This is a genomic window from Pseudomonas sp. W2-17, assembly GCF_041060445.1.
In the GTDB taxonomy this organism is placed as follows: Bacteria; Pseudomonadota; Gammaproteobacteria; order Pseudomonadales; family Pseudomonadaceae; genus Aquipseudomonas.
Map to the genome: position 1 here is coordinate 245,243 of NZ_JAUFNS010000001.1, position 23,642 is coordinate 268,884.

The 23,642-nt window shown below is 62.4% G+C and carries 21 protein-coding genes; 16 read left to right on the forward strand and 5 right to left on the reverse strand.

Features of this window, described 5'->3' with window-relative positions; translation table 11 throughout:
• Positions 1-26: 26 nt before the first annotated feature.
• From QWI20_RS01205 to cobG, 5 genes are all read right to left on the reverse strand, one after another.
• Complete coding sequence (locus QWI20_RS01205) at positions 27-818, reverse strand: hypothetical protein (RefSeq protein ID WP_369303801.1); 792 nt, start codon at positions 816-818, stop codon at positions 27-29.
• 336 nt (positions 819-1,154) lie between these two features.
• Positions 1,155-2,864 (reverse strand): precorrin-3B C(17)-methyltransferase, encoded by a 1,710-nt coding sequence (gene cobJ / locus QWI20_RS01210; protein WP_369303802.1) that lies wholly within the window; start codon positions 2,862-2,864, stop codon positions 1,155-1,157.
• Entirely contained in the window at positions 2,864-3,598 is a 735-nt protein-coding gene (locus QWI20_RS01215) for a precorrin-2 C(20)-methyltransferase (RefSeq protein WP_244655966.1), read from the reverse strand. Before QWI20_RS01215 ends, cobJ begins: the two co-directional genes overlap by 1 nt.
• Positions 3,595-4,221 (reverse strand): precorrin-8X methylmutase, encoded by a 627-nt coding sequence (locus QWI20_RS01220; RefSeq protein WP_108119017.1) that lies wholly within the window; start codon positions 4,219-4,221, stop codon positions 3,595-3,597. Before QWI20_RS01220 ends, QWI20_RS01215 begins: the two co-directional genes overlap by 4 nt.
• Positions 4,214-5,566, reverse strand: coding sequence for a precorrin-3B synthase (gene cobG, locus QWI20_RS01225; protein ID WP_369303803.1), 1,353 nt, complete (start codon positions 5,564-5,566; stop codon positions 4,214-4,216). Before cobG ends, QWI20_RS01220 begins: the two co-directional genes overlap by 8 nt.
• A 208-nt stretch (positions 5,567-5,774) precedes the next feature.
• On the opposite strand from cobG, the gene cbiE reads away from it, so the two are divergent.
• The 16 genes from cbiE to QWI20_RS01305 all read left to right on the forward strand — a co-directional run bounded on the left by cbiE (position 5,775) and on the right by QWI20_RS01305 (position 23,629).
• Positions 5,775-6,977, forward strand: a complete 1,203-nt coding sequence (cbiE, locus tag QWI20_RS01230) for a precorrin-6y C5,15-methyltransferase (decarboxylating) subunit CbiE (RefSeq protein ID WP_369303805.1) — start codon at positions 5,775-5,777, stop codon at positions 6,975-6,977.
• Complete coding sequence (locus tag QWI20_RS01235) at positions 6,977-8,074, forward strand: cobalt-precorrin-5B (C(1))-methyltransferase (protein WP_369303806.1); 1,098 nt, start codon at positions 6,977-6,979, stop codon at positions 8,072-8,074. Before cbiE ends, QWI20_RS01235 begins: the two co-directional genes overlap by 1 nt.
• Positions 8,075-8,085: 11 nt before the next feature.
• Positions 8,086-8,808 carry a cobalt-precorrin-6A reductase gene (locus QWI20_RS01240; RefSeq protein ID WP_369303996.1) on the forward strand — a complete coding sequence of 241 codons (723 nt, stop codon included), beginning with the start codon at positions 8,086-8,088 and terminating at the stop codon, positions 8,806-8,808.
• A gap of 141 nt (positions 8,809-8,949) precedes the next feature.
• Positions 8,950-9,375, forward strand: coding sequence for a DUF2946 domain-containing protein (locus tag QWI20_RS01245; RefSeq protein ID WP_369303807.1), 426 nt, complete (start codon positions 8,950-8,952; stop codon positions 9,373-9,375).
• Positions 9,376-9,424: 49 nt separating this feature from the next.
• Entirely contained in the window at positions 9,425-9,901 is a 477-nt protein-coding gene (locus QWI20_RS01250) for a copper chaperone PCu(A)C (RefSeq protein ID WP_369303808.1), read from the forward strand.
• A gap of 26 nt (positions 9,902-9,927) precedes the next feature.
• Positions 9,928-10,398, forward strand: coding sequence for a DUF2946 domain-containing protein (locus QWI20_RS01255; RefSeq protein WP_369303809.1), 471 nt, complete (start codon positions 9,928-9,930; stop codon positions 10,396-10,398).
• Between the two features lie 85 nt (positions 10,399-10,483).
• Positions 10,484-11,857, forward strand: a complete 1,374-nt coding sequence (locus QWI20_RS01260) for a PepSY-associated TM helix domain-containing protein (protein WP_369303810.1) — start codon at positions 10,484-10,486, stop codon at positions 11,855-11,857.
• A gap of 263 nt (positions 11,858-12,120) precedes the next feature.
• The gene (locus tag QWI20_RS01265) at positions 12,121-15,585 is read left to right on the forward strand and encodes a DUF6543 domain-containing protein (protein WP_369303811.1); all 3,465 of its coding nucleotides are present in this window, start codon (positions 12,121-12,123) and stop codon (positions 15,583-15,585) included.
• 249 nt (positions 15,586-15,834) lie between these two features.
• A complete protein-coding gene (urtA, locus tag QWI20_RS01270) occupies positions 15,835-17,100 on the forward strand; it encodes an urea ABC transporter substrate-binding protein (protein WP_369303813.1) in 1,266 nt (421 codons plus the stop codon).
• 185 nt (positions 17,101-17,285) lie between these two features.
• Positions 17,286-18,875: an urea ABC transporter permease subunit UrtB gene (gene urtB / locus QWI20_RS01275; protein WP_369303814.1), complete on the forward strand. Its 1,590-nt coding sequence runs from the start codon at positions 17,286-17,288 to the stop codon at positions 18,873-18,875.
• Complete coding sequence (gene urtC, locus QWI20_RS01280) at positions 18,875-19,954, forward strand: urea ABC transporter permease subunit UrtC (RefSeq protein ID WP_369303815.1); 1,080 nt, start codon at positions 18,875-18,877, stop codon at positions 19,952-19,954. Before urtB ends, urtC begins: the two co-directional genes overlap by 1 nt.
• Entirely contained in the window at positions 19,951-20,805 is an 855-nt protein-coding gene (urtD, locus tag QWI20_RS01285) for an urea ABC transporter ATP-binding protein UrtD (RefSeq protein ID WP_192173458.1), read from the forward strand. Before urtC ends, urtD begins: the two co-directional genes overlap by 4 nt.
• A 130-nt stretch (positions 20,806-20,935) precedes the next feature.
• The gene (gene urtE / locus QWI20_RS01290) at positions 20,936-21,634 is read left to right on the forward strand and encodes an urea ABC transporter ATP-binding subunit UrtE (RefSeq protein WP_369303816.1); all 699 of its coding nucleotides are present in this window, start codon (positions 20,936-20,938) and stop codon (positions 21,632-21,634) included.
• A gap of 49 nt (positions 21,635-21,683) precedes the next feature.
• A complete protein-coding gene (locus QWI20_RS01295) occupies positions 21,684-22,529 on the forward strand; it encodes an urease accessory protein UreD (protein WP_369303817.1) in 846 nt (281 codons plus the stop codon).
• 184 nt (positions 22,530-22,713) lie between these two features.
• A complete protein-coding gene (locus tag QWI20_RS01300; protein WP_020293711.1) occupies positions 22,714-23,016 on the forward strand; it encodes an urease subunit gamma in 303 nt (100 codons plus the stop codon).
• A gap of 61 nt (positions 23,017-23,077) precedes the next feature.
• Positions 23,078-23,629: an N-acetyltransferase family protein gene (locus QWI20_RS01305; RefSeq protein WP_369303818.1), complete on the forward strand. Its 552-nt coding sequence runs from the start codon at positions 23,078-23,080 to the stop codon at positions 23,627-23,629.
• Positions 23,630-23,642 lie beyond the last annotated feature (13 nt).

A 23,642-nucleotide genomic window follows, 5' to 3' on the forward strand; every position in this document is an offset into this window, starting at 1 on the left:
GAGGCGCATGGCGCCTCCCTTTTTGTTCAGATCTCGAATTCCGAGATGGCCAAAGAAGCGCTCTTGCTCAATTGCTCCAGAACCTGATTGCGAATGCGCGAGTAGACGCGGGTGTTGAACACCAGGATATCCTCGCCCCGGAAAGTCGACACGTCTGCGCTGTTCCATGTCCAGAAGAGCACGTCGGTGACGGTCGAGTTGGCGGAGAAGTTGACCGCGCCCATTGCCATCGTGACGGTTCCTTCCGCGGACTCGGCACATGCGCCGACCCGGAAGCTTGCACCCCGATGAGTCTTGGTCTGACGCTCGAACAATTGCAGCGGTTTTTCCTGAGCCCTCAGCGCAGCGATGGCATCGCCAGCCACTTTAAGCATTGCGGCACTGGCAGGTCCGGGCAGAGCGGCAGCAGCGATAGCCGAGCCCAGAATCTCAAGCCCTGCTTGCTCCATGCTGAACTGCTGGTGGGAGGAGCGATAACGGGCGTAACTCCAGTTGGTTGAGAGCCAGCCCAGGGTTGACAGCACTCGGTTGAAGCGCCCGTACCACTCCTGACTCTGAGTCTCTGGATTGAACGCTTTGTTAGCCACCATCGTTGCGTACAGGAAGGAATCCATAACGTCTTCCTTGTTCTGCCGCGAAACACCTTCTGCAAAGGCGAGGAGATTACTGCCGACTACAGCGCCCTGAGGGGGAGTGTCTATGGCCGGCACACCCATCTTTGAAACGTGGTCAATCAGCGAGTGAGAACAGTCGGCCAGTTCGCAACCGGCAAGAAAAGCGCGGCGTTCAGAATCGGTGAGGTTTGCTTCATGTGTCATTTCGTTAATCCTTTAACTGGTGGGAATGTCCGTCGTGGACACCACCGAGGTTAACGAAATTTCCTTGGGTCGCAACGCAGTGGCAAAGGGCTCCCGCGGTGCGTTTGCGCAGCCCGTCCTACAGCAAAGCGCCGAATTCAGGAAACATGAAGCGTCTACACCTCAAGGAACTCGGACGCTTTCGAGGGTCGGGTCAGTCAACGCGGAACCGGACGACGTAACCCCGAGTCCGGCCAACGGGATTTCCGCAGGCGTCTGCAGCGGTTTCGTCACGGCCTTGGCGTCAGGCCTGCGCGAGTTATCGGACCAATCCCACAACGCAAACCGAACCGTCGCTCACATCGGCTTGGCACCGTACCAGCGCGGCGTGTAGACCCACTGCTGGCCATTGGCGCGAGGGAATACGCAGGTGAGCGACGAGCCGATCAACACCATCGTGCGCATGTCGACATGCTCCGGCATCAGTTCACCGAGGGTGATGACCCGCAAGGTCTGCGCCGGCCGGCCAATATCCCGCCCCAGGGTCACCGGGGTGTCCGGACCGCGATGCTGGCGCACAATTTCCAGCGCCCGCCCCAGCTGCCAGGGGCGAGAGCGCGAGATCGGGTTGTAGAACGCCAGCGCCAGATCCGCCTGGCAGGCGAGATCAAGGCGCTTCTCGATGATCTCCCAGGGCTTGAGGTTGTCCGACAGGGACATCACGCAGAAGTCATGACCCAAGGGCGCACCCGCCAGCGCCGCCGTCGCCAGCGAAGCCGAGACCCCCGGCAGGATGTGCAAGTCCACCCGGTGCCAGTCGGGATTGTCCGACTCATGCAGCGCTTCCAGCACCGCCGCGGCCATGGCGAACACGCCGGGATCACCCGATGAAACCACCACTACCGATCGCCCTTCAGCAGCCAGCTCGAATGCATGCCGGGCGCGCAGCATTTCTTCACGGTTGTCGGTGCAGTGGAGCACTTGGTCGGCGCGGAAAGGCCCAGCCATGCGCACGTAGGTTTCGTAGCCCAATACATCATTGGCGCGCGCCAGCTCGGCTTTAACGGCGGGAATCATGAATTCGGTGGCGCCCGGGCCGAGCCCGATGACCGCCAGCCGCCCCCGTGCACAGCCGATCTGCTGAACCTCCAAGGGCTGCGGCGCGACGGCAATGGCAACACCTGCCGCTGGCGTAAGCGGTGGCAACAGTTGCGGCAATACCTGCCGGGTCATTTCGGCGGGCGTATCGGCAGCAGTGAAACGCAGGGCAACGCCCAGGGATTCGGCAGCCGCATGCAGCGCAGGATTGGCCATCTCGGCTTTGCTGGCCAGTAAACAGCCCAGCGCCTGCACGGCGATGCGCGAATCATGCAGCGCGGCTTTCACGGTATCGGCGGGATCTTCCAGATCACCGCTCACCGCCACCAGCACGTTGCGCGGGTAGATCAACAGTTCGTGGTCGTTGGGCTCGCGCTCGGCGTAACCCACGTGAATAGCCAACTGCGCCTGGTCATCCTCAGGCAGCTGCGCCTGCGCCAGCCACGGCGCCGCGCCCTCGACGCGCACGCTTTCGCCCGACAGCAAATCGCTGACGAAGCGCTTGCCCAACTCAAGATCGCCCAACGCATAGCCGGCGGGAGGATTAAGCAGACAGGTGCCGAAGCGCAGTTCGCCGCTGGTGGTGATCGCCGCTGCAGTGTTCAGCGCGGCGGCGATTTCCCGGGCCATGACATTGACGCCGCCCAGTCCGCCAAGCAGCGGCACCACCGCGCTGCCATCCTCGGCGACGGCCAGCACCGGGGGCTCGACGCCCTTCTCCAGCAACACCGGCGCCAGCGTGCGGATGACGATACCCGCCGCGCACAGCGCGATGATCGGCGTGTCTTGCTGATACAGCTGGCGCAGCGTCGAACCAAAATCCGAATAGCTGCGGTCGACGTCTTCGACACGTCTGGCCAGCCCATAAATCAGCGCTTGGGGGTACAGCTGCTGAACGTGTCGCGCCGTCGCCAGCGCGCCTTTGCCCAGAATGACAATGGCCGGGGCGTTGAGAGGGGTTGTGCTCATCAGCCTTGCCACCGTTCGCCGGGGACAATGATCAGCGAGAAATACGGCGAAGACATCGGGTCGACCTCGGCCAGCGGCACGATCTTCTGATTGGCCATGGTCGCGCGCTCGACGTACAGCGCGCGCTCGGCCAGCCCGGTTTCAACCAGCACTTGGCGCACTTTCGGCAGATTGCGCCCCAGTTTCATGATCACCGCAGCGTCGGCGTCCTCAAGCTTGCGCTTGAGTTCCTCGGCGGACAACACGCCGGACAGCACCGACAGGCTCTGATTGCGGTACACCAGCGGCGCACCCAGCACCGACGCACCGCCGAGCATCGAACAGACGCCCGGGATGACTTCGGCGTCGTAGTGATCGGCCAGACGATCGTGCAGGTACATGTAGGACCCGTAGAACATCGGGTCGCCCTCGCAGATCACCGCCACATCGCGCCCGGCGTCCAGATGCGCCGCCAGATCAGCGCTGCAGCGGTCGTAGAAATCGCTGATCACTTGTTCGTAAGACATGTGGACGGGCAACGCCTCGGTGGTCACCGGATACACCAGCGGCATCAGCGTCTGGGCCTGCTGCAAATGGCCTTCGATGATGCCGAACGCATTGCCCTTCTTGCCCTTGGCGACGAAGTACGCGACCACCGGTGATTCGCGCAGCAGGCGCAGCGCCTTGACGGTAATGAGTTCCGGATCACCCGGCCCCACGCCCAGGCCAATCAGACGACCGCGTGGTGCCATCATTCGATCTCCGTGGCGAGTGAGTTGACCGCCGCCGCCGCCATGGCGCTGCCGCCGCGACGGCCCTGCATGATCACGTAAGGCACGCCGCGACTGTCGGCAGCGAGCATGTCCTTGGATTCAGCGGCGCCGACGAAACCCACCGGAAAACCCAGGATCAGCGCAGGTTTCGGTGCGCCGGCGTCGAGCATTTCCAGCAGATAAAACAGCGCGGTCGGTGCGTTGCCGATCACCACGACCGCCCCTTCGAGATGCGGCCGCCACAGCTCCAGCGCTGCCGCCGAGCGAGTGTTGCCCAGTTCCCGCGCCATCTCCGGCACGCGTTCGTTTTTCAGGGTGCAGATCACTTGATTGTTGGCCGGCAGACGCGTGCGCGTGACCCCTTCGGCAACCATGTGCGCGTCACACAGGATCGGCGCACCGGCTGCCAGCGCGCGGCGACCGGCCGTGCCCGCACCGGGGGAGAAGCGCAGGCCCTCGACCGCATCGACCATGCCACAAGCGTGAATCACCCGAACGGCGAGTTTTTCCAGGTCGGCCGGGATGGAATCGAGCCGGGCTTCGGCACGAATGATCGCGAAGGAGTTACGGTAGATCTCCTGGCCGTCGCGGATGTAATCAATCATCGGTGTTGCTCCGTGAGTCGGCGGTCAACAACGCGCCGACTGCTTCAATAGTGAGGTCACGTGCATGCAGATCGCCGAATCCGGCCTTTTCTGCATGACGAAAATAAAGGTCGTACCGACCGGGCGACGCTGCCAGCAAGGTCACCGGCATCACGTGCGCCGCGGCGCATGAACGCGCGCAGCCGGACAGATGCACTGCGCGGCTGATGGCGTTTTCTTGCAGCAGTGCGGCCAGAAGCAGGGCATCGGCCTTGGTGTCCGCCAGCCCTTTTGCGCACGCAGCGGAGCCGGTGCAGGCGACGATTTTCGACAGCGATTGAGCGGCATCGACGAGCAAACCCGCTTGGCCCAAGCCTTCCATCACGGCCACCGAATTGCCTGCCGGGACATTGCGCAACATGAGGCTTTGCCAAGGGGTCATGCACAACTGACCGTCGCCGAACGTGATCGCCAGTCGGGCGGCTTCGCGCAACATGGAAGGTCGCAAACGACCCAACGGCACGCCTGCGCCCACGGCCACGACGCCAGCTTTTGCTTGGGAGTACGTGCCGATGTGCGCAAACGGCCGAATCGGGGCGCGCCGCCAGCTGGTTACTTTTTGATCTACCACGAGTGGCTGCGGCAAACGCGAGGCGACGTGTTCGATGAATCGCGCAACGGGCACTTCTTTCAGCAGATCACGCATGCGGGCATGTTCGGGGCGAGCGAGGTCGAGGAAGGTTTCCAGCACCGCAACCACTAATGCGTGTGCGGCTTCCGGTGCCACCGCCGCCACCGGCGACTCGGTAGCCGGGCAACCCGCGAATCCAAATCCCAGCAGCGTCTGGCCATCGACCTGCAACGGTGACAGCCAGAGATCATGGGGATGCTCGAGCATCGCCAACCCCTCGCCGCCGTCCAGCGACAGTGCAAACTTGGGCGACAGCTCATGGAAGCGCGGGTGGTGCTCAAGGGAATGCAGGATCTGCCCGGCCAGCCGGCGCACGTCCAGCAGTTGCAGCGGATCAAGGCCTGCGGTCGGGCTGAGCATCAGGTTGCGCACGTCGTCGCTAGCCGGATTGCTCGGCCCCAGACCGGCATCGAGCAGGCTGGCAATCAGCCCGTCGTGGCCGGCGCCAATGCCGCGAATCTGCAGATTGCCGCGATTGGTCGCCTCGATCACACCGCCGGCGAACCCCTCGGCGGCGTCTGCCACCGCCAACGCCTGATCCGCTGAAAGCACCCCGCCCGGCAGCTTGATCCGGCAGATGCCCCCATCCAGCGCCGGGACGATACGCAGCAACCCCGGGCAAGCCGAGGGGCGGATGGGCGTAGCGGATGGGCGAGCAGACAACGGCTCGGTCAAAGGATCACCTGGTGCGAACGGGCAGACGCGTAGAGAAACGAAAAGTTACAGGGGCCGTATTATGCCTGCTTTGGCCGTTGCCATGAAAAGACGCTCTGTCGGATTCACAAACCCGTACGAACCGGGCCCGTCGGCGCGGTATCATGCCGGCCACTTTTACAGGTCGAGCAGGCGGGCCTGTTGCACGCAATCGGGTTGAGGGCAATTCATGTCGCCGTGGCTGACAGTCGTGGGAATCGGTGAGGACGGCTATAAAGGCCTGGGCCGAAACGCTCGGCACGCGCTGTTGCAGGCGCGGCAGGTGTTCGGCGGCGCGCGACAACTGGGCTTACTGCCGCCGTGCATTCAGGCGGAGCAGCGCCAATGGCCGAGCCCGTTTTCCCTGAATCCGGTGCTGGAACAACGCGGCACCCCGGTCTGCGTACTGGCCAGCGGCGATCCCATGTTGTTCGGCGTCGGCGCAAGCCTGTCCAAACTCGTCCCCTTCGAGCAGATGCGGGTGATTCCCGCACCGTCTTCTTATTCCCTGGCAGCCGCGCGCCTGGGTTGGGCGTTGCAGGACGTGGTAACGCTGTCTGTGGTCGCCCGCCCGGTCCCCGCGCTGAATGCCCACTTGCAGCATGGCCTGCGCCTGCTGGTGCTGAGCAACGACGGTTCGAGCCCGGCGGCCATCGCGGCGCAGCTCCGCGAACGCGGGTTTGGCCCGAGCCGTATGATCGTCCTCGAACACTTGGGCGGCAGCGCCGAGCGACAGATCGAGGGCACTGCGGGTGAGTGGAACGCCACCGACATCGCGGCGCTGAATCTGGTCGCCATCGAGTGCCGCGCACAGCCTGATGCACTGCGCCTCTCGCCGCTGGGCGGTCTGCCGGACGAAGCGTTTCGGCATGACGGTCAGTTGACCAAGCGCGACGTGCGCGCGATTACCCTGGCCCGCCTCGCCCCCGTTCCCGGTGAATTGCTGTGGGACGTGGGCGCAGGCTGCGGCTCCATCGGCATCGAGTGGATGCGCGCGCACCTGACCTGCCGCGCCATCGCTGTCGAGGCTGATGAGAGCCGGCAGCACCTGATCGAATTCAACCGGGATGCGCTGGGCGTGCCCGGCCTGCAACTGATTCGTGGACGTGCGCCCGATGCCCTTGAAGGCCTTGAGCAACCGGACGCCATCTTTATCGGCGGCGGCGTGACGCGCGAAGGTGTATTGCACGCGTGCTGGCAAAACCTGCGCTCGGGCGGTCGACTGGTCGCCAATGCCGTCACGCTGCAAAGCGAGGCGATGCTGGTGAACTGGCGCGAGCAATACGGCGGTGAACTGACCCGCATTCATCTGGCCCACGCCAAGCCGCTGGGCGAGTTCGACACCTGGCGCCAGGCGCTGCCGATCACCCTGCTCGAAGCGATCAAACCCTGATGCGCGACGAAACCGCCGAACAACCCGCTCCGCTGCGCAGCGGCTTGACCACCGGCAGCTGCGCCACGGCGACGTCCCTCGCTGCCGCGCGCCTGTTGCTGGCCGGCGAAACCAACGACGCGATCGAAATCACGTTGCCCAAAGGCAAGTGCGTGCAGATGCGCCTGGAATTCTGCCGCCTGATTGCGGACGGCGCCGAGGCCGGCACGCTCAAGGATGCCGGGGATGATCCGGACGTGACCCATGGCGCGCTGGTGTCTGCCCAGGTCAGGCTGATCGCTGAGCCCGGCGTGCGTTTTGTTGCGGGCGAAGGCGTCGGCACCGTCACCCGCCCGGGCCTGGTGCTGGGTGTCGGCGAGCCGGCGATCAATCCGGTGCCGCGCAGGATGATGGCCGAACACCTCACGCAACTGGCCCAACAGGTCGGCTATGGCGGCGGGTTTGAAGTGACGGTCTGCGTCGAAAACGGCAGCGAACTGGCGTTGAAAACCATGAACCCGCGACTGGGGATTCTTGGCGGGCTGTCGATTCTGGGCACCAGCGGCATCGTCCGGCCCTTTTCCTGCGCGGCGTACATCGCGTCGATCCATCAAGGCATCGACGTCGCCCGCACCAACGGTTATCAGCACATCGCCGCCTGCACCGGCAATGCCAGCGAAGACACGATGCGTCGGCTGTATCAGATCCCGGACATCGCGCTGATCGAGATGGGTGATTTTGTCGGCGCCGTCCTCAAGCACCTGCGCAAAGCTCCAGTGGAACGACTCAGTGTCTGCGGCGGCTTCGGCAAGATCAGCAAGCTGGCGGCCGGCCACATGGACTTGCACAGCCGGCACTCCAGCATCGATCTGCATCAGCTTGCGCGATGGGCGGCGGATGTGGGCGGCGATGCCGAGCTGCAACAGAACATTTGCCAGGCCAACACCAGTCAGCAAGCGCTGGCCATGGCCTCGGCCGTCGGCATCGCGCTGGGTGATGCGGTGTGTCAGCACGCACTGAATTTCGCCCGCAGCGTGGTGCCGGCGCAGGTTCAGGTCGAGGTCTTTGCCATCGACCGCCAGGGCGGAATCGTCGGCCACGCGGGAGGCTTTGTTTGAAACCACACACCATGAAACGTGTACTGCTGCTCGGCGGCGTCACCGACGCACTGGCGATCGCCCGCACGCTGGGCCCTCAGCATATTTACAGCCTGGCGGGCGTGGGTCGCGTGCCCACCGACTTGCGCTGTGAAGTGCGTGTGGGCGGGTTCGGCGGCGCTGAAGGGTTGGCAAACTTCGTACAGCAAACTGGCATCGATCTGATCCTGGATGCGACGCACCCTTACGCTGCGCAGATGAGCCAGAACGCTGTCACGGCGGCAAAGCTGACCGGCGTCCCCTGCTGGGCATTGCGTCGACCCGCGTGGGAGGCAGGTCCAGACGATGACTGGCGCGACGTCGCGGACTGGGCGGAACTGATCGCCGCCCTCGCCCCTTTTAAGCGCCCCCTGTTCACCTTGGGCCGCGAACCCTTGCAGCATCTGCACGAGATTCCCGCCCACCAGTTCTGGACGCTGCGCGCCCTGGACATCTACCCCGGCAATGAACGCTGTGAAGTGATCGGCGCCCGCGGGCCTTTCCTGCTGGAGGACGAGCGCGAGCTGTTCGAGACTCGCAACATCGATGTCCTCATCAGCAAGAACAGCGGCAGCACCGCGACCGAGCCGAAGCTGGCAGTGGCGAGAGAACGCGGGATGCCGGTGTTGGTGTTGAAGCGGCCGGTGTTGCCGGAGGTGGACCGGGCGTTCTGGAGTGTGGGTGAGGTGCTGGATGCGTTGCGGGACGTTGGCTGAGGCACGCCAACGATGCCGTGAAAATCGTCTGGGTTTGCGGATCGGTCCGACTTCAACCGCCTGAACCCTTCCTGAACCAAACCCGCGGCGCGACATAAGGTCGCGGGAGGGCTTTTTACATCTGGCGGCCGATCAGGCTAAATGGCCGACATGAAAAAACAACAAGATCTAATCATCACGCAGAAGCGGCGCCGGGCCTTTGCCTGGGTGGCCTGTTTCGCGTTGCTGTTCGGCGTGCTGGCAATGCCGATGACACCGACCATGCCGCGCCCCGAGGGAGAGCGGCTGGTGTGGGGAAGCGCCTGCACTGGCGCCGCGTCACGACTGGCCATGACGCCCGTTGAAGTCATCGATAAACAATCACCCTATCACACCGACATCGCATTCATGCAGCACTGCGCCTGCTGCACGAACGCCACGCCACTGGTTGCAGTGCCGACCCGCATCGGTTTCGGACTGTTCGCCCTGGTCGAGCCGGTGCGTTTCCCTGTCGCGGTATTGGTGCTGCGGGCGCCGCCCCGTCAGCACTGGCCTGAACGCAATCCGCACGCATCACCCCGGGTCTGATGTGTCGATTGTGCCGTCGCGTACCTGAATGAACCGGAGACCTGTTTTGATGCTGAACAAAATCCTCCTGCTGATCGCCCTCGCGCTGCCGGCCTGTTTCGTTGAAGCCCAGGATTACACCAAGGGCCAACTGATCGTCGCGCAGCCATGGTCGATGGCGCTGCCGCCCAACGCGCCCACCGTGGCAGCCTATTTTGTGATCACCAACAACGGCCCTGACGCCGAACGACTGAAAGCGGTCGACAGCCCCATCGCCGGTGCGGCTCAGCTGCATGAGCACGTCAGCCAGGACGGCCTGATGAAAATGCAGCACGTCGACACTGTGGATATCCCTGCCGGCGGCACCGTGACATTCGCGCCCATGGCCTATCACGTGATGTTGCTGGACCTGAAGGACCGCAGCAGATTAGTTGACGGGCAAAGCTTCCCGCTGACCCTGCATTTTGAAAAAGCGGGCGACCTGACCGTCGAGGTGATGGTATTGAAACAGCCACCCGACCAGGCCGCTTCGGCCCACACCCACTGACCCGCCGAGCCCCGAAGCCGAACCCTTTGAGCCGCCTGCCCGCTATCCGCGCCAGATCCGCCCCCGCCCCTCGTCACCCGCAGGGCGCATGGCTGAGCCTGTTCGCCATGCTGATGATCTTCATCGGCCCGCTGATTTCCCAGTCGATGCCCATGGAGCATCACAGCGGCATGGCAATGCCAACGCCGATATCCATGTCGAAGTCGATGCATGGCGAAATGGACATGTCGGCATCGATGGGCATGGGCGCGGGCGAGCACAGCGGCCACGCCAAGGCCGAGCAAAGCGCTGGCGTCGATCACGTCATCTGGGCCAAGTGCGGCTATTGCACGCTGCTGTTCAGTTGCCCGGCGCTGACGAAAACCGTGGCCGTTCTGGCGCCGGTACCGCCCAAACCCGCCGATTTCTATAACGAGGCCCCGCAGAACGGCCACGCCCAGCGCAACGTCTTCCCCAACGCCCGCAGTCGCGCGCCGCCCCTCTCGTCAGTCGCCTGAACACCACAAATTGATTCGTACCCGCTGACGGCTTCCCGGCCGCCAGCGGGTTGCGCCGTGTTTTCCCTGACGGGAGCGTTGCACCATGTCCAAACCGAATGTGTCTTTCTACAACCTGGCGTGGCGATGGCATTTCTATGCCGGCCTGTTCGTCGCACCGTTCATGATCCTGCTGGCGGTCACCGGGATCATTTACCTGTTCAAGCCGCAGCTCGACGCGCTGATGTACAGCGACCTGCTGACGGTCAAACCCGCTCACCACTCACTCAGTGCCGATGACCTGCAAAGGCGTGTGCTGACGGCCTTCCCACAGTCACAGGTCAGCAAATACCTGCCGCCGCTGAGTGCCGAGGGCAGCGCGCAGTTCGTGGTCAAAAACGACGGCCGCGAGGTCAATGTGTTCATCGATCCGTACAGCGGCACGGTGCTTGGCACACAGGACGCGAAACAAAACCTGCCAGCCATCGCGCGCGAACTCCACGGCGAACTGATGATCGGCACCGTCGGTGATCGGCTGGTGGAACTGGCTGCTGGCTGGGGCATCGTGCTGGTGGTTTCGGGCGTGTATCTGTGGTGGCCGCGAGGTCGATCACCGGCCGGCGTGCTCTGGCCTCGCATCAGCGCGCGAGGTCGCATTCTCTGGCGCGACCTGCACGCAGTGACCGGATTCTGGGGGGCGGTGGCGCTGCTGTTCATGTTGCTGAGCGGCATGACCTGGACCGGCATGTGGGGAAAGGTCTATGCCGACGTCTGGAACACTTTTCCGGCGGCGATGTGGAATGACGTGCCCAAGTCGGACAAACAGGCCGGCGCCTTGAACAGCGCCAGCGTGCAGACCGTGCCATGGGCCATGGAAAACACGCCGATGCCGGTGTCATCCGGGGATCATGCCGAGCACATGAACCATGCGCATATGTCCAGCGCTCCCGCAGCGCCGGGCATCTCCCTGCAGCAAGTGGTCGACATCGCCAAGGCGCGCAATATCGAGCCGGGCTACAGCATCACCCAACCGAAAACCGCCGATGGCGTGTTCACCGTTTCCGTGTTCGCCGATGACCCGCGCCAGGACTCCACGCTGCATGTCGATCAGTACAGCGGCAAGGTGCTGGCGGACGTGCGTTACAGCGATTACAGCACCGTGTCCAAAGCCACTGAACTGGGCGTGATGCTGCACGAAGGCAAGATGTACGGCTGGGTAAACCAGCTGCTGATTCTGTTCATCTGCCTGATGGTGCTGTTGAGTTCGGTGAGCGGGATCATGATCTGGTGGAAGCGCCGCCCGCAGAACGGCTTCGGCGTTCCGCCCCTACGCCATGACCTGCCGCGCTGGAAAACCGCGACCGTGGTGATGGTCGTGCTGGGCGTGGCGTTCCCACTGGTGGGCGTTTCGATGTTGGCAGTATGGATGCTCGATCGAATAGTGCGTTCGCGCTTTGCCAAAACGGCGACAACAGCTTAGATTGCGTCTCGCGGGGCCTGGAACCTCTTTTGGGTGGTTTAGTGATGAATTCCTCCTCATTTCGGGTTTCAGGCTCCGCACCTGTTTTTCTGCTCGTTGAATGTCCCACCTCCTCCGCGAAAAATCCTACCTGTCTGGTCGCTTTCCCTACACATCCAGACCTGGTCCCACCTACAGACGCACGCCTCAAGCCCTGACTCCATGAAACGAGTCGCCGAACCCGTCGGTTCCGCGAGTCATCCCTCATGCAATGAACAGGCACTATGAATCCCACGACCGTTACCCCGTCATCGACACCCACCGTCGACAGCCCCGCGCTTACCCTCTACGAACTGCCCGATTTCACCCAGGCCCTGGAGCAGACGCTCACTGATTGCCTTCGCCTGAGCCATCGCGGGCTCGCGTTTGATTACGCCAGTGCACGGCTGGTCTGCCACGAGCGAAGCATTGAACCCGGCGCACTAGCGATCATCAGCAGTTATCCACTGCTTGCGAGCCTGACAGCACACTTCACCGGGCTCTTTCAGTGGCAGAACGTCGAGTCTGCCGGGCTCTACACCACTGAGTTTCCGGCGGCTGACACGCCTTCGATCGGCGCGCTTGACCGGAAGGGTCTGGTTGCCCTTTACGCCTGCGTCGCGCAAAGCCTGGCCGACCGCTACAAACAAACACTCTCGGATCATTGGGCAGAGATTCAGCCCTCCGGCAAAACCCGGCGCTATGACTTTCTCGCGGACCGGGTTCAATTACTCAGGCTGGAAGGCCAGATGCGTGTCGAAAAGGGCGAGTTTCGCTCGCATCTGTACAGCATGCTTAACGCCACACTGGATTACGGCACGGACACCTCGGCTGACCCACTGCAGAAACACGATGTGTTCAACCTGTGGCTGGGGACAAGCTCCACTGCGCTGTTTCCCCTGACAGGGGCGTTTGCGATCACCGAGCAACGCAGCGATCAGGTTCCGGCAACCGACGACGAGTCCGTAGGAGAGGTCATTCTCTACACCCCTGCCGACAGTCTGGAACGATTCGACTCACTGAATCAGCTCACCGACACCCTCACCCGTCGCCTTGCCGACGAGACTCAACGCCGTCGGTTGCTGAGCCATCTCAAGCTCGATGACGTAGTGGCTCTGGCGCTCCCTGGCGTTGAAAGCGTGCAGCCCGCCATGCGTTGGGGCCTGCAGAGACTGGGCAACAATTTCATGAGCCTGCTGCTGACGTCGCAGATCATCAAACAGAAGGCCGACTTTGACCACGCGGTGTACATCGCCCGGTCTCTCAGGCTGGATCAGCCGTCTTTTAAGCGCCTCATTCTCGAGTTGATGGCCTCGGAACAACTGTTCGATAACCACCGCATCGAGCGCCAGCTGGATTGCGATGTCGTGCGCCAGGAAATGCCGGAATGGTGGCAAAGGATGAGTGACGATCAGCAGGTCGAATGGACTCGACACGCGATGGTGTACGCACAGGCGATCCGCACCATCCGGCGCATCAGCCTTGATCACTTCAACACACCGCAAGCTGACAGTTCGCACGTCCTGACGGCTTACACCGATGCGACCGTCACCGCCGCACTGGCGGAGAAAAACATTCAACTGTCGCCCCGACAAATTCAAGTGATGGCGACGTTCCACCAGCGCCTCCCGTCGGTCTCTTACCCCATCACTGTGCTGGAGACCGAGATTCAGTCGCAGACCTTCTCGCTGCACGCATTGGCCCACGACAACGCACTGCGGCTGAAAACTCAGGACGCCAGCGAGTTGCGGGCTGCAGGCGAGCACGGTGCAGAGATACCGGGACTCTCCGGCGCTTTCGTGACCGAGCTGCTGGCGCGAATCGACATTCCAAAGCGACTGGATGAGTACCTTGCCGAACACTTTGATCACTCCGATTTCGCCAACCAGTTGAAGCACCAGCACCGGGAATTGATGCTGGCGCGGTTGGGCATGGCGTACATGGAGAGTCAGCTAAACGGCTTTCCTGAAACCCGCCTGCGCTGGATCAAAGCGGTACTGGACGGTCCCGATTCGCAGCAGCGTCCTGAGGTGGACGGGGCCAGGATCGAGGTGCGATGGCTGCACATCAACGGGATCAAGATCCCGGACATCATGCTGATTGCACCCGCCGGCAAATTCGAAAGGGGGCCCCTGGTCCTTTGCACGCTCAACGCGCCGGATAACGTGATGCTCCGCGCCTTCGACAGCATGTTCCACCTCACGCAGGCGTTTCTGGAACGCGACGTGTACAAATCCTACATGGCGAGGTTGATGCCACTGGCCGACAGGCGGCAGGCTCGGCAGATGCTTGATTACGAGGAGCGTCTCAAGCACTGGCGTCTTCCGCATGTACTCACGTCGCTGTCGAGTCCATTTCCCGTTCCTTTCCAATTGTTGTATCCAGTGGTTTTCTTGACGCAGACCGGCGACCTGTTTGACGAGCATTTCGGGATCAGGATCCGCCAATTGAAGGAAGAAGCGAAATCCCTCTTGGCCCAGCCCGGGGGCGGAGAATCCCGGACGGAAGTCTTCGACATGGTGGCGAGCATCGCACTGCTGCTGTTGCCCCCGCCGGTCATGATTCCGCTCGCGCTGGGGCTGGGTCTGTACAACGCCTGGAGTGGCTTTCAAAAAGTGGATGAAAACGACTGGGACGGTGCTGCCCAAGAGTTTATGGACGCGGCCGGATATCTGCTGACTGCCGGTATCGGTCAAGCAAGTGCGGCGGCGTTGAAGGGCCCTGAACTGGCGCTGATAACACGCCCGCATTTGGTCCGCCGCATCGGACGCCATGGACAGGTGCAGATCGGCTATTTGATGTCACCTGCAGGGGCGCCCTACTTTGCCGAGTCGGGCATGATCACGCGGCTGGACCCGAACAAATTCACGGAGATCACCCTCGGTTCCGAAACGGGCTACGTGGGTCGACGCTTCAACCTGTTCGGGCGGTCTCGCCTGTATCGCCCCTATCCCCGGGATCCAGCGCTGCTGATCCATGAGGACGAATACGTCGTAAGGTCAGGCACTGGGGGCTGGAGCAAGGTTTCGCAGCCGCTGGTGCGCCTGGCCCCGAACGCCAGCCGACAGGCCCGGCATGATTTGAGCCTCTTGCTGAACGGATGGCCGTTCCCGTCTGAAGGCATTGCCATCGCTGAACCGTCCCTTGATGAACCTCGATTCCTGGCCCTTGCCCAACGCGCAAAAGCAGAACTGTACCCCGAGCTGCTGGATTACATCGAGGGCGGCTCAGCGGAGATCAACCGACTATTGAGAAGCGGAGCACGCACGCCCCAGGTGCAGACCTTTCTCAACCAGTTCTACCGCCTGCGGTCATGGAAAGGCGATGCATTCCGTACCGCGCGCATCACGGACGAGGGTCTGCAGCAATTTCGACGCGAGCTCGGCGCGGTGTTCGTTGACGCAGGGGTGCAATCGGCGTCGATCAGCCGCGGCAATGCCGTGCGCTGGAGCCTGTCCAGCTTCGTGACCGAGCAGGCACCGAGCAATACGCATCAGGTGTTTTTGATCTTTGCGCCGTCGGTCCCGAAGAAGAACATGTTCTCGGATTTTCTTGCCGACCACGTCGCCATCCCACCCGGCACCCGCCTTCAACTCAGGGCGTTTCAAGAAGTGAACGGACAGGCGTTCGCCTATTTCACCGCGCCGGACAACATCGTCTACGAAACCTTTGATCTGTTCACGGGGGAGCGTGAGCTTTTCGTCAGGTAGCAGCGCTTTCCGATTGCGTCAGGCCCCCTCCCTCGCGACGCCCAAAAGGCTCGCACCAGTTGAGCGCGCCTGACGCACCATCCGCTGCGCACCGATCCACATTGGTGCGAGGCGCTCTGTTCACGCGATGTTTTCATTCCATTTTGCGACGTACGCGCCCTTGGCCCAGCGATTGCTAAAGCTTAAGCAGACTCAACTCTGCACCGCCAACAGCCGTCATCTAAAAAAATCAAGGAATGGAGCTAGCCAATGAAGCGTCGTAGTTTGCTGAAAGCGTTCACTTTGTCTGCATCGATCGCAGCGATGGGTTTGACCTGGACCGCTCAGGCGGCCGAGACCATCAAGGTCGGCATTCTGCATTCTTTGTCCGGCACCATGGCCATCTCCGAGACCTCGCTCAAGGACATGGCGCTGATGACCATCGATGAAATCAACGCCAAGGGCGGCGTCAACGGCAAGATGCTTGAGCCTGTGGTGGTCGACCCGGCGTCGAACTGGCCGTTGTTTGCCGAGAAGGGTCGCCAGCTGCTGACCCAGGACAAGGTCGCCGTGGTGTTCGGCTGCTGGACCTCGGTGTCGCGCAAGTCGGTGTTGCCGGTCTTCGAAGAGCTGAACGGCTTGCTGTTCTACCCGGTGCAGTACGAAGGCGAAGAGATGTCGCCGAACGTTTTCTACACCGGCGCCGCGCCTAACCAGCAGGCGATTCCTGCGGTTGAATACCTGATGAGCGAAGACGGCGGAGCGGCCAAGCGCTTCTTCCTCCTGGGCACCGACTACGTTTACCCGCGCACCACCAACAAGATTCTGCGCTCGTTCCTGCACTCCAAAGGTGTGGCGGACAAGGACATCGAAGAGGTTTACACCCCGTTTGGTCACAGCGATTACCAAACCATCGTGTCGAACATCAAGAAGTTCTCCGCTGGCGGCAAGACGGCTGTGATTTCCACCGTCAACGGCGACTCCAACGTGCCGTTCTACAAAGAGCTGGGCAATCAGGGCCTGAAAGCCACCGACGTACCGGTAGTGGCGTTCTCGGTCGGCGAAGAAGAACTGCGCGGCGTCGACACCAAACCGCTGGTGGGCAACCTGGCTGCGTGGAACTACTTCGAATCGGTGAAGAACCCGGTCAACACCAAGTTCGTCGCCGACTGGAAGGCCTACGCCAAGGCGCACAACCTGCCGAACGCCGACAAGGCCGTGACCAACGACCCGATGGAAGCCACGTACGTGGGTATCCACATGTGGGCGCAAGCGGTCGAGAAAGCCAAGTCCACCGATGTGGATAAAGTCCGCGAAGCCATGGCTGGCCAGACTTTCGCCGCGCCGTCGGGCTTCACCCTGACCATGGACAAAACCAACCACCACCTGCACAAGCCGGTGATGATCGGCGAGATCAAGGCCGACGGTCAGTTCAATGTGGTCTGGCAGACCAAAGAACCGATTCGCGCCCAGCCGTGGAGCCCGTTCATTCCGGGCAACGACAAAAAGCCCGACTACGCGGTGAAGAGCAACTAAGGAAAACAGGGTAAACGGTCGGTTGAAATGTTCCGGCTGAACCTATCCCTGTAGGAGTGAGCTTGCTCGCGATTGCGACCTGACCAAGACGAAGATGGCGTCCGGCATAACGCGATCGCGAGCAAGCTCACTCCTACAGGTTCCCCGTCTGACGTTACGTCATGCGGGTGCCCCCAGGACTCGATATGCCCAGATACTTCCACCACCTCATTCTCACGCTATGCCTGTGGCTGCCTTTCGCCGCCCACGCCAGCGATGCAGGCGACTTTGTCGCGGCCGAATCCTCCGAGCGCGCCCAACTGCTGGAAGCCTGGGCCGCCAAGCCTGACCCGGCGCGCGTCGAATTGCTGGTTGCCCTGCAGGATGGCCGCGTCGCTGCCGACAGCAGCAACCGGGCGTTTATCCAGAACGGCGACAGCTTCATCGCCGTCGATCCAGACGCCCCCGCGTTGGCTGATGCGCCGAACCCCGATTCGCCCCAGGCCATCAGCCTGAACAACCGCCTTCGCGGCCTGATCAACACCGCGCTGGCAAGCCATCAGCTTTTAGCCGCCGACCCGAAAGTCCGTCTGGCCGCCGCGCAAATCCTGCAGAAAAGCGCGCGTCCGGCGCAGTTGCCCTTGCTGGTGCAACAAGTGGCCAGCGAACAGGACGACAGCGTCCATTCGGCCCTGAACCTGGCGCTGGCCAACCTGCAACTGGTCGACGTCAGCCCCACCGTGCGGCTTGCCGCCGTGCGGCTGCTCGGCGAGACCGGCGATCCGCTGGCCCGCACCCGGCTGGAAACACTACTCGAACCCAACGTCGAAACCGACCCCACCGTGCGCTTGGCGGCCGAGACCAGCCTGGCTCAGGTCAAACGCAAATTGATGTTCGGCGAGATACTCGGGCAAGCCTTCGCCGGCCTGTCGCTGGGGTCGATTCTGCTGTTGGCGGCCCTGGGACTGGCGATCACTTTCGGCCTGCTCGGTGTGATCAACATGGCCCACGGCGAGATGCTGATGCTCGGCGCCTACGCCACCTACGTCGTGCAGATGATGTTTCAGCGCTACGCCCCCGGCGCCCTTGAGTTCTATCCGCTGGTGGCGCTGCCGATCGCGTTTTTCGTGACTGCGTGCATCGGCATGGCGCTGGAGCGTACGGTCATTCGCCACTTGTACGGTCGCCCGCTGGAAACACTGCTGGCGACATGGGGCATCAGCCTGATGCTGATCCAGCTGATTCGCGTGGTGTTCGGCGCGCAGAACGTCGAAGTCGCCAACCCGGAATGGCTGTCGGGCGGCATTCAAGTGCTGCCCAACCTCGTGCTGCCCTGGAACCGCATCGTCATCATTGCGTTCGCGCTGTTTGTCGTCGTGCTGACCTGGCTGCTGCTGAACAAAACACGCCTGGGCCTCAACGTGCGCGCGGTCACCCAGAACCGCAACATGGCCGCCTGCTGCGGCGTGCCCACCGGCCGCATCGATATGATGGCCTTCGGGCTCGGCTCCGGCATCGCCGGTCTGGGTGGCGTGGCCCTGAGCCAGATCGGCAATGTCGGCCCTGACCTGGGCCAGAGCTACATCATCGACTCCTTCCTCGTGGTCGTGCTCGGCGGCGTCGGTCAACTGGCCGGCAGCGTCACGGCGGCCTTCGGGCTGGGCATCGCCAACAAGATCCTCGAACCGCAGATCGGCGCGGTGCTGGGCAAGATCCTGATCCTGGCGCTGATCATTCTGTTCATTCAGAAACGTCCGCAAGGCCTCTTCGCACTCAAAGGACGGGTGATCGACTGATGAATCAGCCATTGATGGTCACTGCCGCGCAACGCGCCGGCACCAAAATCACGGTCGCAGTCGGCGGGGTGATTCTTGCCCTGCTGATCGCCCTGCCGTTGTTATCCCTGCTGCCTGAAAGCAACGGCCTGCAGGTGTCGGCTTATACGCTGACGCTGGTGGGCAAGATCCTCTGCTATGCGATCGTCGCGCTGGCGCTGGATCTGGTCTGGGGCTACGCAGGCCTGTTGTCCCTCGGCCACGGGCTGTTCTTCGCCCTGGGCGGTTACGCGATGGGCATGTACCTGATGCGCGAGGCGTCGGGTGACAGCCTGCCGGCGTTCATGACCTTTCTGTCGTGGACCGAACTGCCGTTGTACTGGGTCGGCACGCAGCATTTCCTCTGGGCCATGTGCCTGGTGGTGCTGGCGCCGGGGTTGCTGGCACTGGTGTTCGGCTTCTTCGCCTTCCGCTCGCGGATCAAGGGCGTGTATTTCTCGATCATGACCCAAGCCCTGACCTTCGCCGGCATGCTGCTGTTCTTCCGCAACGAAACCGGCTTTGGCGGCAACAACGGCTTCACCAACTTTCGCAGCATTCTGGGGTTCAGCATCACCTCCCAGGGCACCCGCGCGGTGTTGTTTCTGCTGACGGTGCTGTTGCTGGCGGGCAGCCTGTTCGTCGGCTGGCGTCTGGCGCGCAGCAAGTTCGGTCGTGTGTTGACCGCCGTGCGCGATGCCGAGAACCGACTGATGTTCTGCGGCTACGATCCGCGCGGGTTCAAGCTGTTCGTGTGGGTGTTGAGCGCCGTGCTGTGCGGCCTGGCCGGGGCGCTGTATGTGCCGCAGGTCGGCATCATCAACCCGAGCGAGATGTCGCCGACCAACTCCATCGAAGCGGCAGTCTGGGTAGCCTTGGGCGGTCGCGGCACGCTGATTGGCCCGCTGCTCGGCGCCGGTCTGGTCAATGGCATGAAGAGCTGGTTCACCGTGGCCTTCCCTGAATACTGGCTGTTCTTCCTTGGCGCGCTGTTCATCGTGGTGACGCTGTACCTGCCCAAAGGCGTGATCGGCCTGATCAAGAAAAGGGGCGAGCAATGAAAAGCACTCCGACGCCCGCATTCGATCCGGTGCTCGATCCGAACAGCGATGCCGGTACCAGCCGCGACGCCATCGGTCTCGGGCAGGTTGCCGGCAAGGGGCTGAACACGCTGCACGGCACGATCCTGACGCTCGAAGACATCAGCGTCAGTTTTGACGGGTTCAAGGCTCTCAATGATCTGAATCTGTACATCCGCGTCGGCGAACTGCGCTGCATCATCGGCCCCAACGGCGCGGGCAAGACCACGCTGATGGACGTGATCACCGGCAAGACCCGCCCCAGTCACGGCAAGGCCTGGTTCGGCGAAACCCTCGATCTGACCAAGATGAGCGAGGTGCAGATCGCCCAGGCCGGGATCGGGCGCAAGTTTCAGAAGCCCACGGTGTTCGAAGCGCTGAGCGTGTTCGAAAACCTGGAGTTGGCGCAGAAGACCGACAAATCGGTGTGGGCCAGCCTGCGGGCGAAGCTCAACGGTGAGCAGCGCGACCGCATTGATGAGGTGCTGGAAACCATTCGCCTGACCGCGTCGATGTCACGGCCCGCCGGGCTGTTGTCCCACGGCCAGAAACAGTTTCTGGAGATCGGCATGTTGCTGGTCCAGGACCCGCAACTGCTGCTGCTCGACGAGCCCGTCGCTGGCATGACCGACGCCGAAACCGAATTCACCGCCGAGCTGTTCAAAAGCCTGGCTGGCAAGCACTCGCTGATGGTAGTCGAGCACGACATGGGCTTCGTCGGCACCATCGCCGACCACGTTACCGTGCTGCACCAGGGCAGCGTGCTGGCGGAAGGATCGCTGGAAGACGTGCAGGCGGATGAACGGGTGATTGAAGTGTATCTCGGAAGGTAATGCGCTCCCCGTGTAGGAGTGAGCTTGCTCGCGATTGCGCTGTATCTGACACATGAGCGTTGACTGATCCACCGCAATCGCGAGCAAGCTCACTCCTACAGGTCATACCTATTTGCTTGAGAATTCAGCCATGCTCCAAGTCGAAAAGCTCCACCAGTTCTACGGCGGCAGCCACATCCTCCGAGGCCTGTCGTTTGACGTAAAAATCGGCGAGGTCACGTGCCTGCTCGGTCGCAACGGCGTGGGCAAGACCACCCTGTTGAAAGTGCTGATGGGGCTGTTGCCGGCCAAGGAGGGCGTGGTGCAGTGGGAAGGCAAGCCGATCACCGGCTTCAAGCCTCACCAGCGTGTGCATTCCGGGATCGCCTATGTGCCCCAGGGCCGGGAAGTTTTCGGCCGACTGACCGTTGAGGAAAACCTATTAATGGGCCTGTCGCGTTTCCCGGGCTCGGAGGCCAAGGAAGTCCCGCCGTTCATTTACGAGCTGTTCCCGGTGCTGCTGCAGATGAAGCACCGGCGCGGCGGTGACCTGTCCGGCGGTCAGCAACAGCAACTGGCGATCGGTCGCGCCCTCGCCAGTCGCCCTCGCCTGCTGATCCTCGACGAGCCCACCGAAGGCATTCAGCCCTCGGTCATCAAAGAAATCGGCGCGGTGATCAAAAAGCTCGCCGCCCGGGGTGACATGGCGATTCTGCTGGTCGAGCAGTTCTATGATTTCGCCGCCGAGCTGGCGGATCAGTACATCGTTATGTCCCGGGGCGAAATCGTCCAACAGGGCCGTGGCGAAAACATGGAAGCCGAAGGCGTTCGGGGTCTGGTCACTATTTAATGCGCCGATCAGCTAAGGTACGGTCCTTCGATAACACGATAATCGACTTATGAATCTTCCTGCCCACACCGCCCTGTTCACCCCCAGCTGGCATGCCGAGCTGGAGCTGGCGTATGGGCGTTTCGGCGACAGCACGCGCCCGACCCAGCGGCGTCACAAAGGTCCGTTGCGGGTGCAAAAGCATCTGTACGCCGAAGGCCCGCAGGTCTGCCAGCACATCATCGTTCACCCGCCGGGGGGCATTGCCGGCGGCGACCGGCTGGACATCAGCGCCAGCGTGGGCGCCAATGCCTGGGCGCAACTGACCAGCCCCGGCGCAGCGAAGTGGTACCGCGCGGCGGGTCCGGCCTATCAGCAACTGGACATCAAAGTCGCTGCAGGCGGCACGCTGGAGTGGCTGCCGCAGGAGAGCATCGTGTTCAGCGAGGCCAAGGCTGAATTGACCACGCGAATCGAGCTTGAGGGTGACGCCCGGCTGTTTTATTGGGATGTGGTTGCGCTGGGCCGACCGGCCAGCGGCGAGCGATTCGATCACGGCCACTTTCAGGCACATCTGGATATCCGGCGCGATGGCAAGCTGTTGTGGCATGAGCGCCAGCGCATTGTCGGCAATGACGGCTTGCTGGATTCGCCGATCGGCCTGTGTGGCAAACCGGTGTTCGCGACGCTGATTGTGACCGGGGAAATCGACGCTGAGTTAATGGAGCGCTGCCGCGAGCTGGCCGAACATTCACCCGTACGCGGCGACCTGAGCCAGCTGCCCGGCCTGATCATTGCCCGCTGCCTGGCAGACGAAGCGCTGCATGCCCGGGCCTGGCTGATTGAATTATGGAAGCTGCTGCGCCCTGCCCTGTTGGGCCGGGAAGCAGTGGCGCCGCGGATCTGGAGCACTTGATGGGGCGCGTTCCCCAATTCGCTCCCTCGGGGCATGCATAGACTCCTGTAGGAGTGAGATTGCTCGCGATTGCGCTGTGTCGGAAACATGTTCCTATCTGACGAATCGCTATCGCGAGCAAGCTCACTCCTACAAAAAGCCTTGCTGTACTGACTTATTCAGTTATTTGAGACGGACAAAACCCATGGACCTGACACCACGCGAAAAAGACAAGATGTTGATCTTCACCGCAGGCCTGGTGGCCGAGCGGCGGCTGGCACGCGGTGTGAAGCTCAACTACCCGGAAGCGATGGCCTTCATCTCCGCCGCCCTGCTGGAAGGTGCGCGGGACGGCCAGACCGTCGCCGACCTTATGCACTACGGCACCACTCTGCTGACCCGTGAGCAGGTGATGGAAGGCATCCCGGAAATGATCCCGGAAATCCAGGTCGAGGCCACGTTTCCGGACGGCACCAAGCTGGTCACGGTGCATCAGCCGATTGCCTGAACTGCGCATTGAAGCTGAGATGCCCACTGAAACAGCCACACAGGAACCCGTGGAAACGAACATGACCTATTCGATTCGTGACGCACTGCTGACGGACATGCCGGCCGTGCTGGCCATCTACAACGATGCCGTGCTCAACTCCACGGCGATCTGGAACGAGCAGCCGGTGGACCTCGCCAACCGCGAAGCCTGGTTCGCTGCGCGCCAGGCCCAGGCGTACCCGATTCTGGTGGCGGTCGACGCCGACGATCAGGTGCTGGGCTATTCGTCGTTTGGCGACTGGCGGCCATTCGAAGGGTTTCGCCACACCGTCGAGCATTCGGTTTACGTGCGTGCCGATCAACGCGGCAACGGCTTGGGTCCGCTGCTGATGAAAGCGCTGATCGAACGGGCCCGCGCCTGCGACAAGCACATGATGGTCGCGGCCATCGAAAGCGGAAACGCGGCGTCGATTCACCTGCACGCGCGCGAGGGGTTCATCACCACCGGGCAAATGCCCCAGGTCGGCACCAAGTTCGGCCGCTGGCTGGACCTGACCTTCATGCAGCTGGACCTGTCGCCCGGCGCCTCTGCTCCACCCTCGCAAGCGCCCGGCATCAAGCCTGTCGCTTGAGTTTTCATTCTGA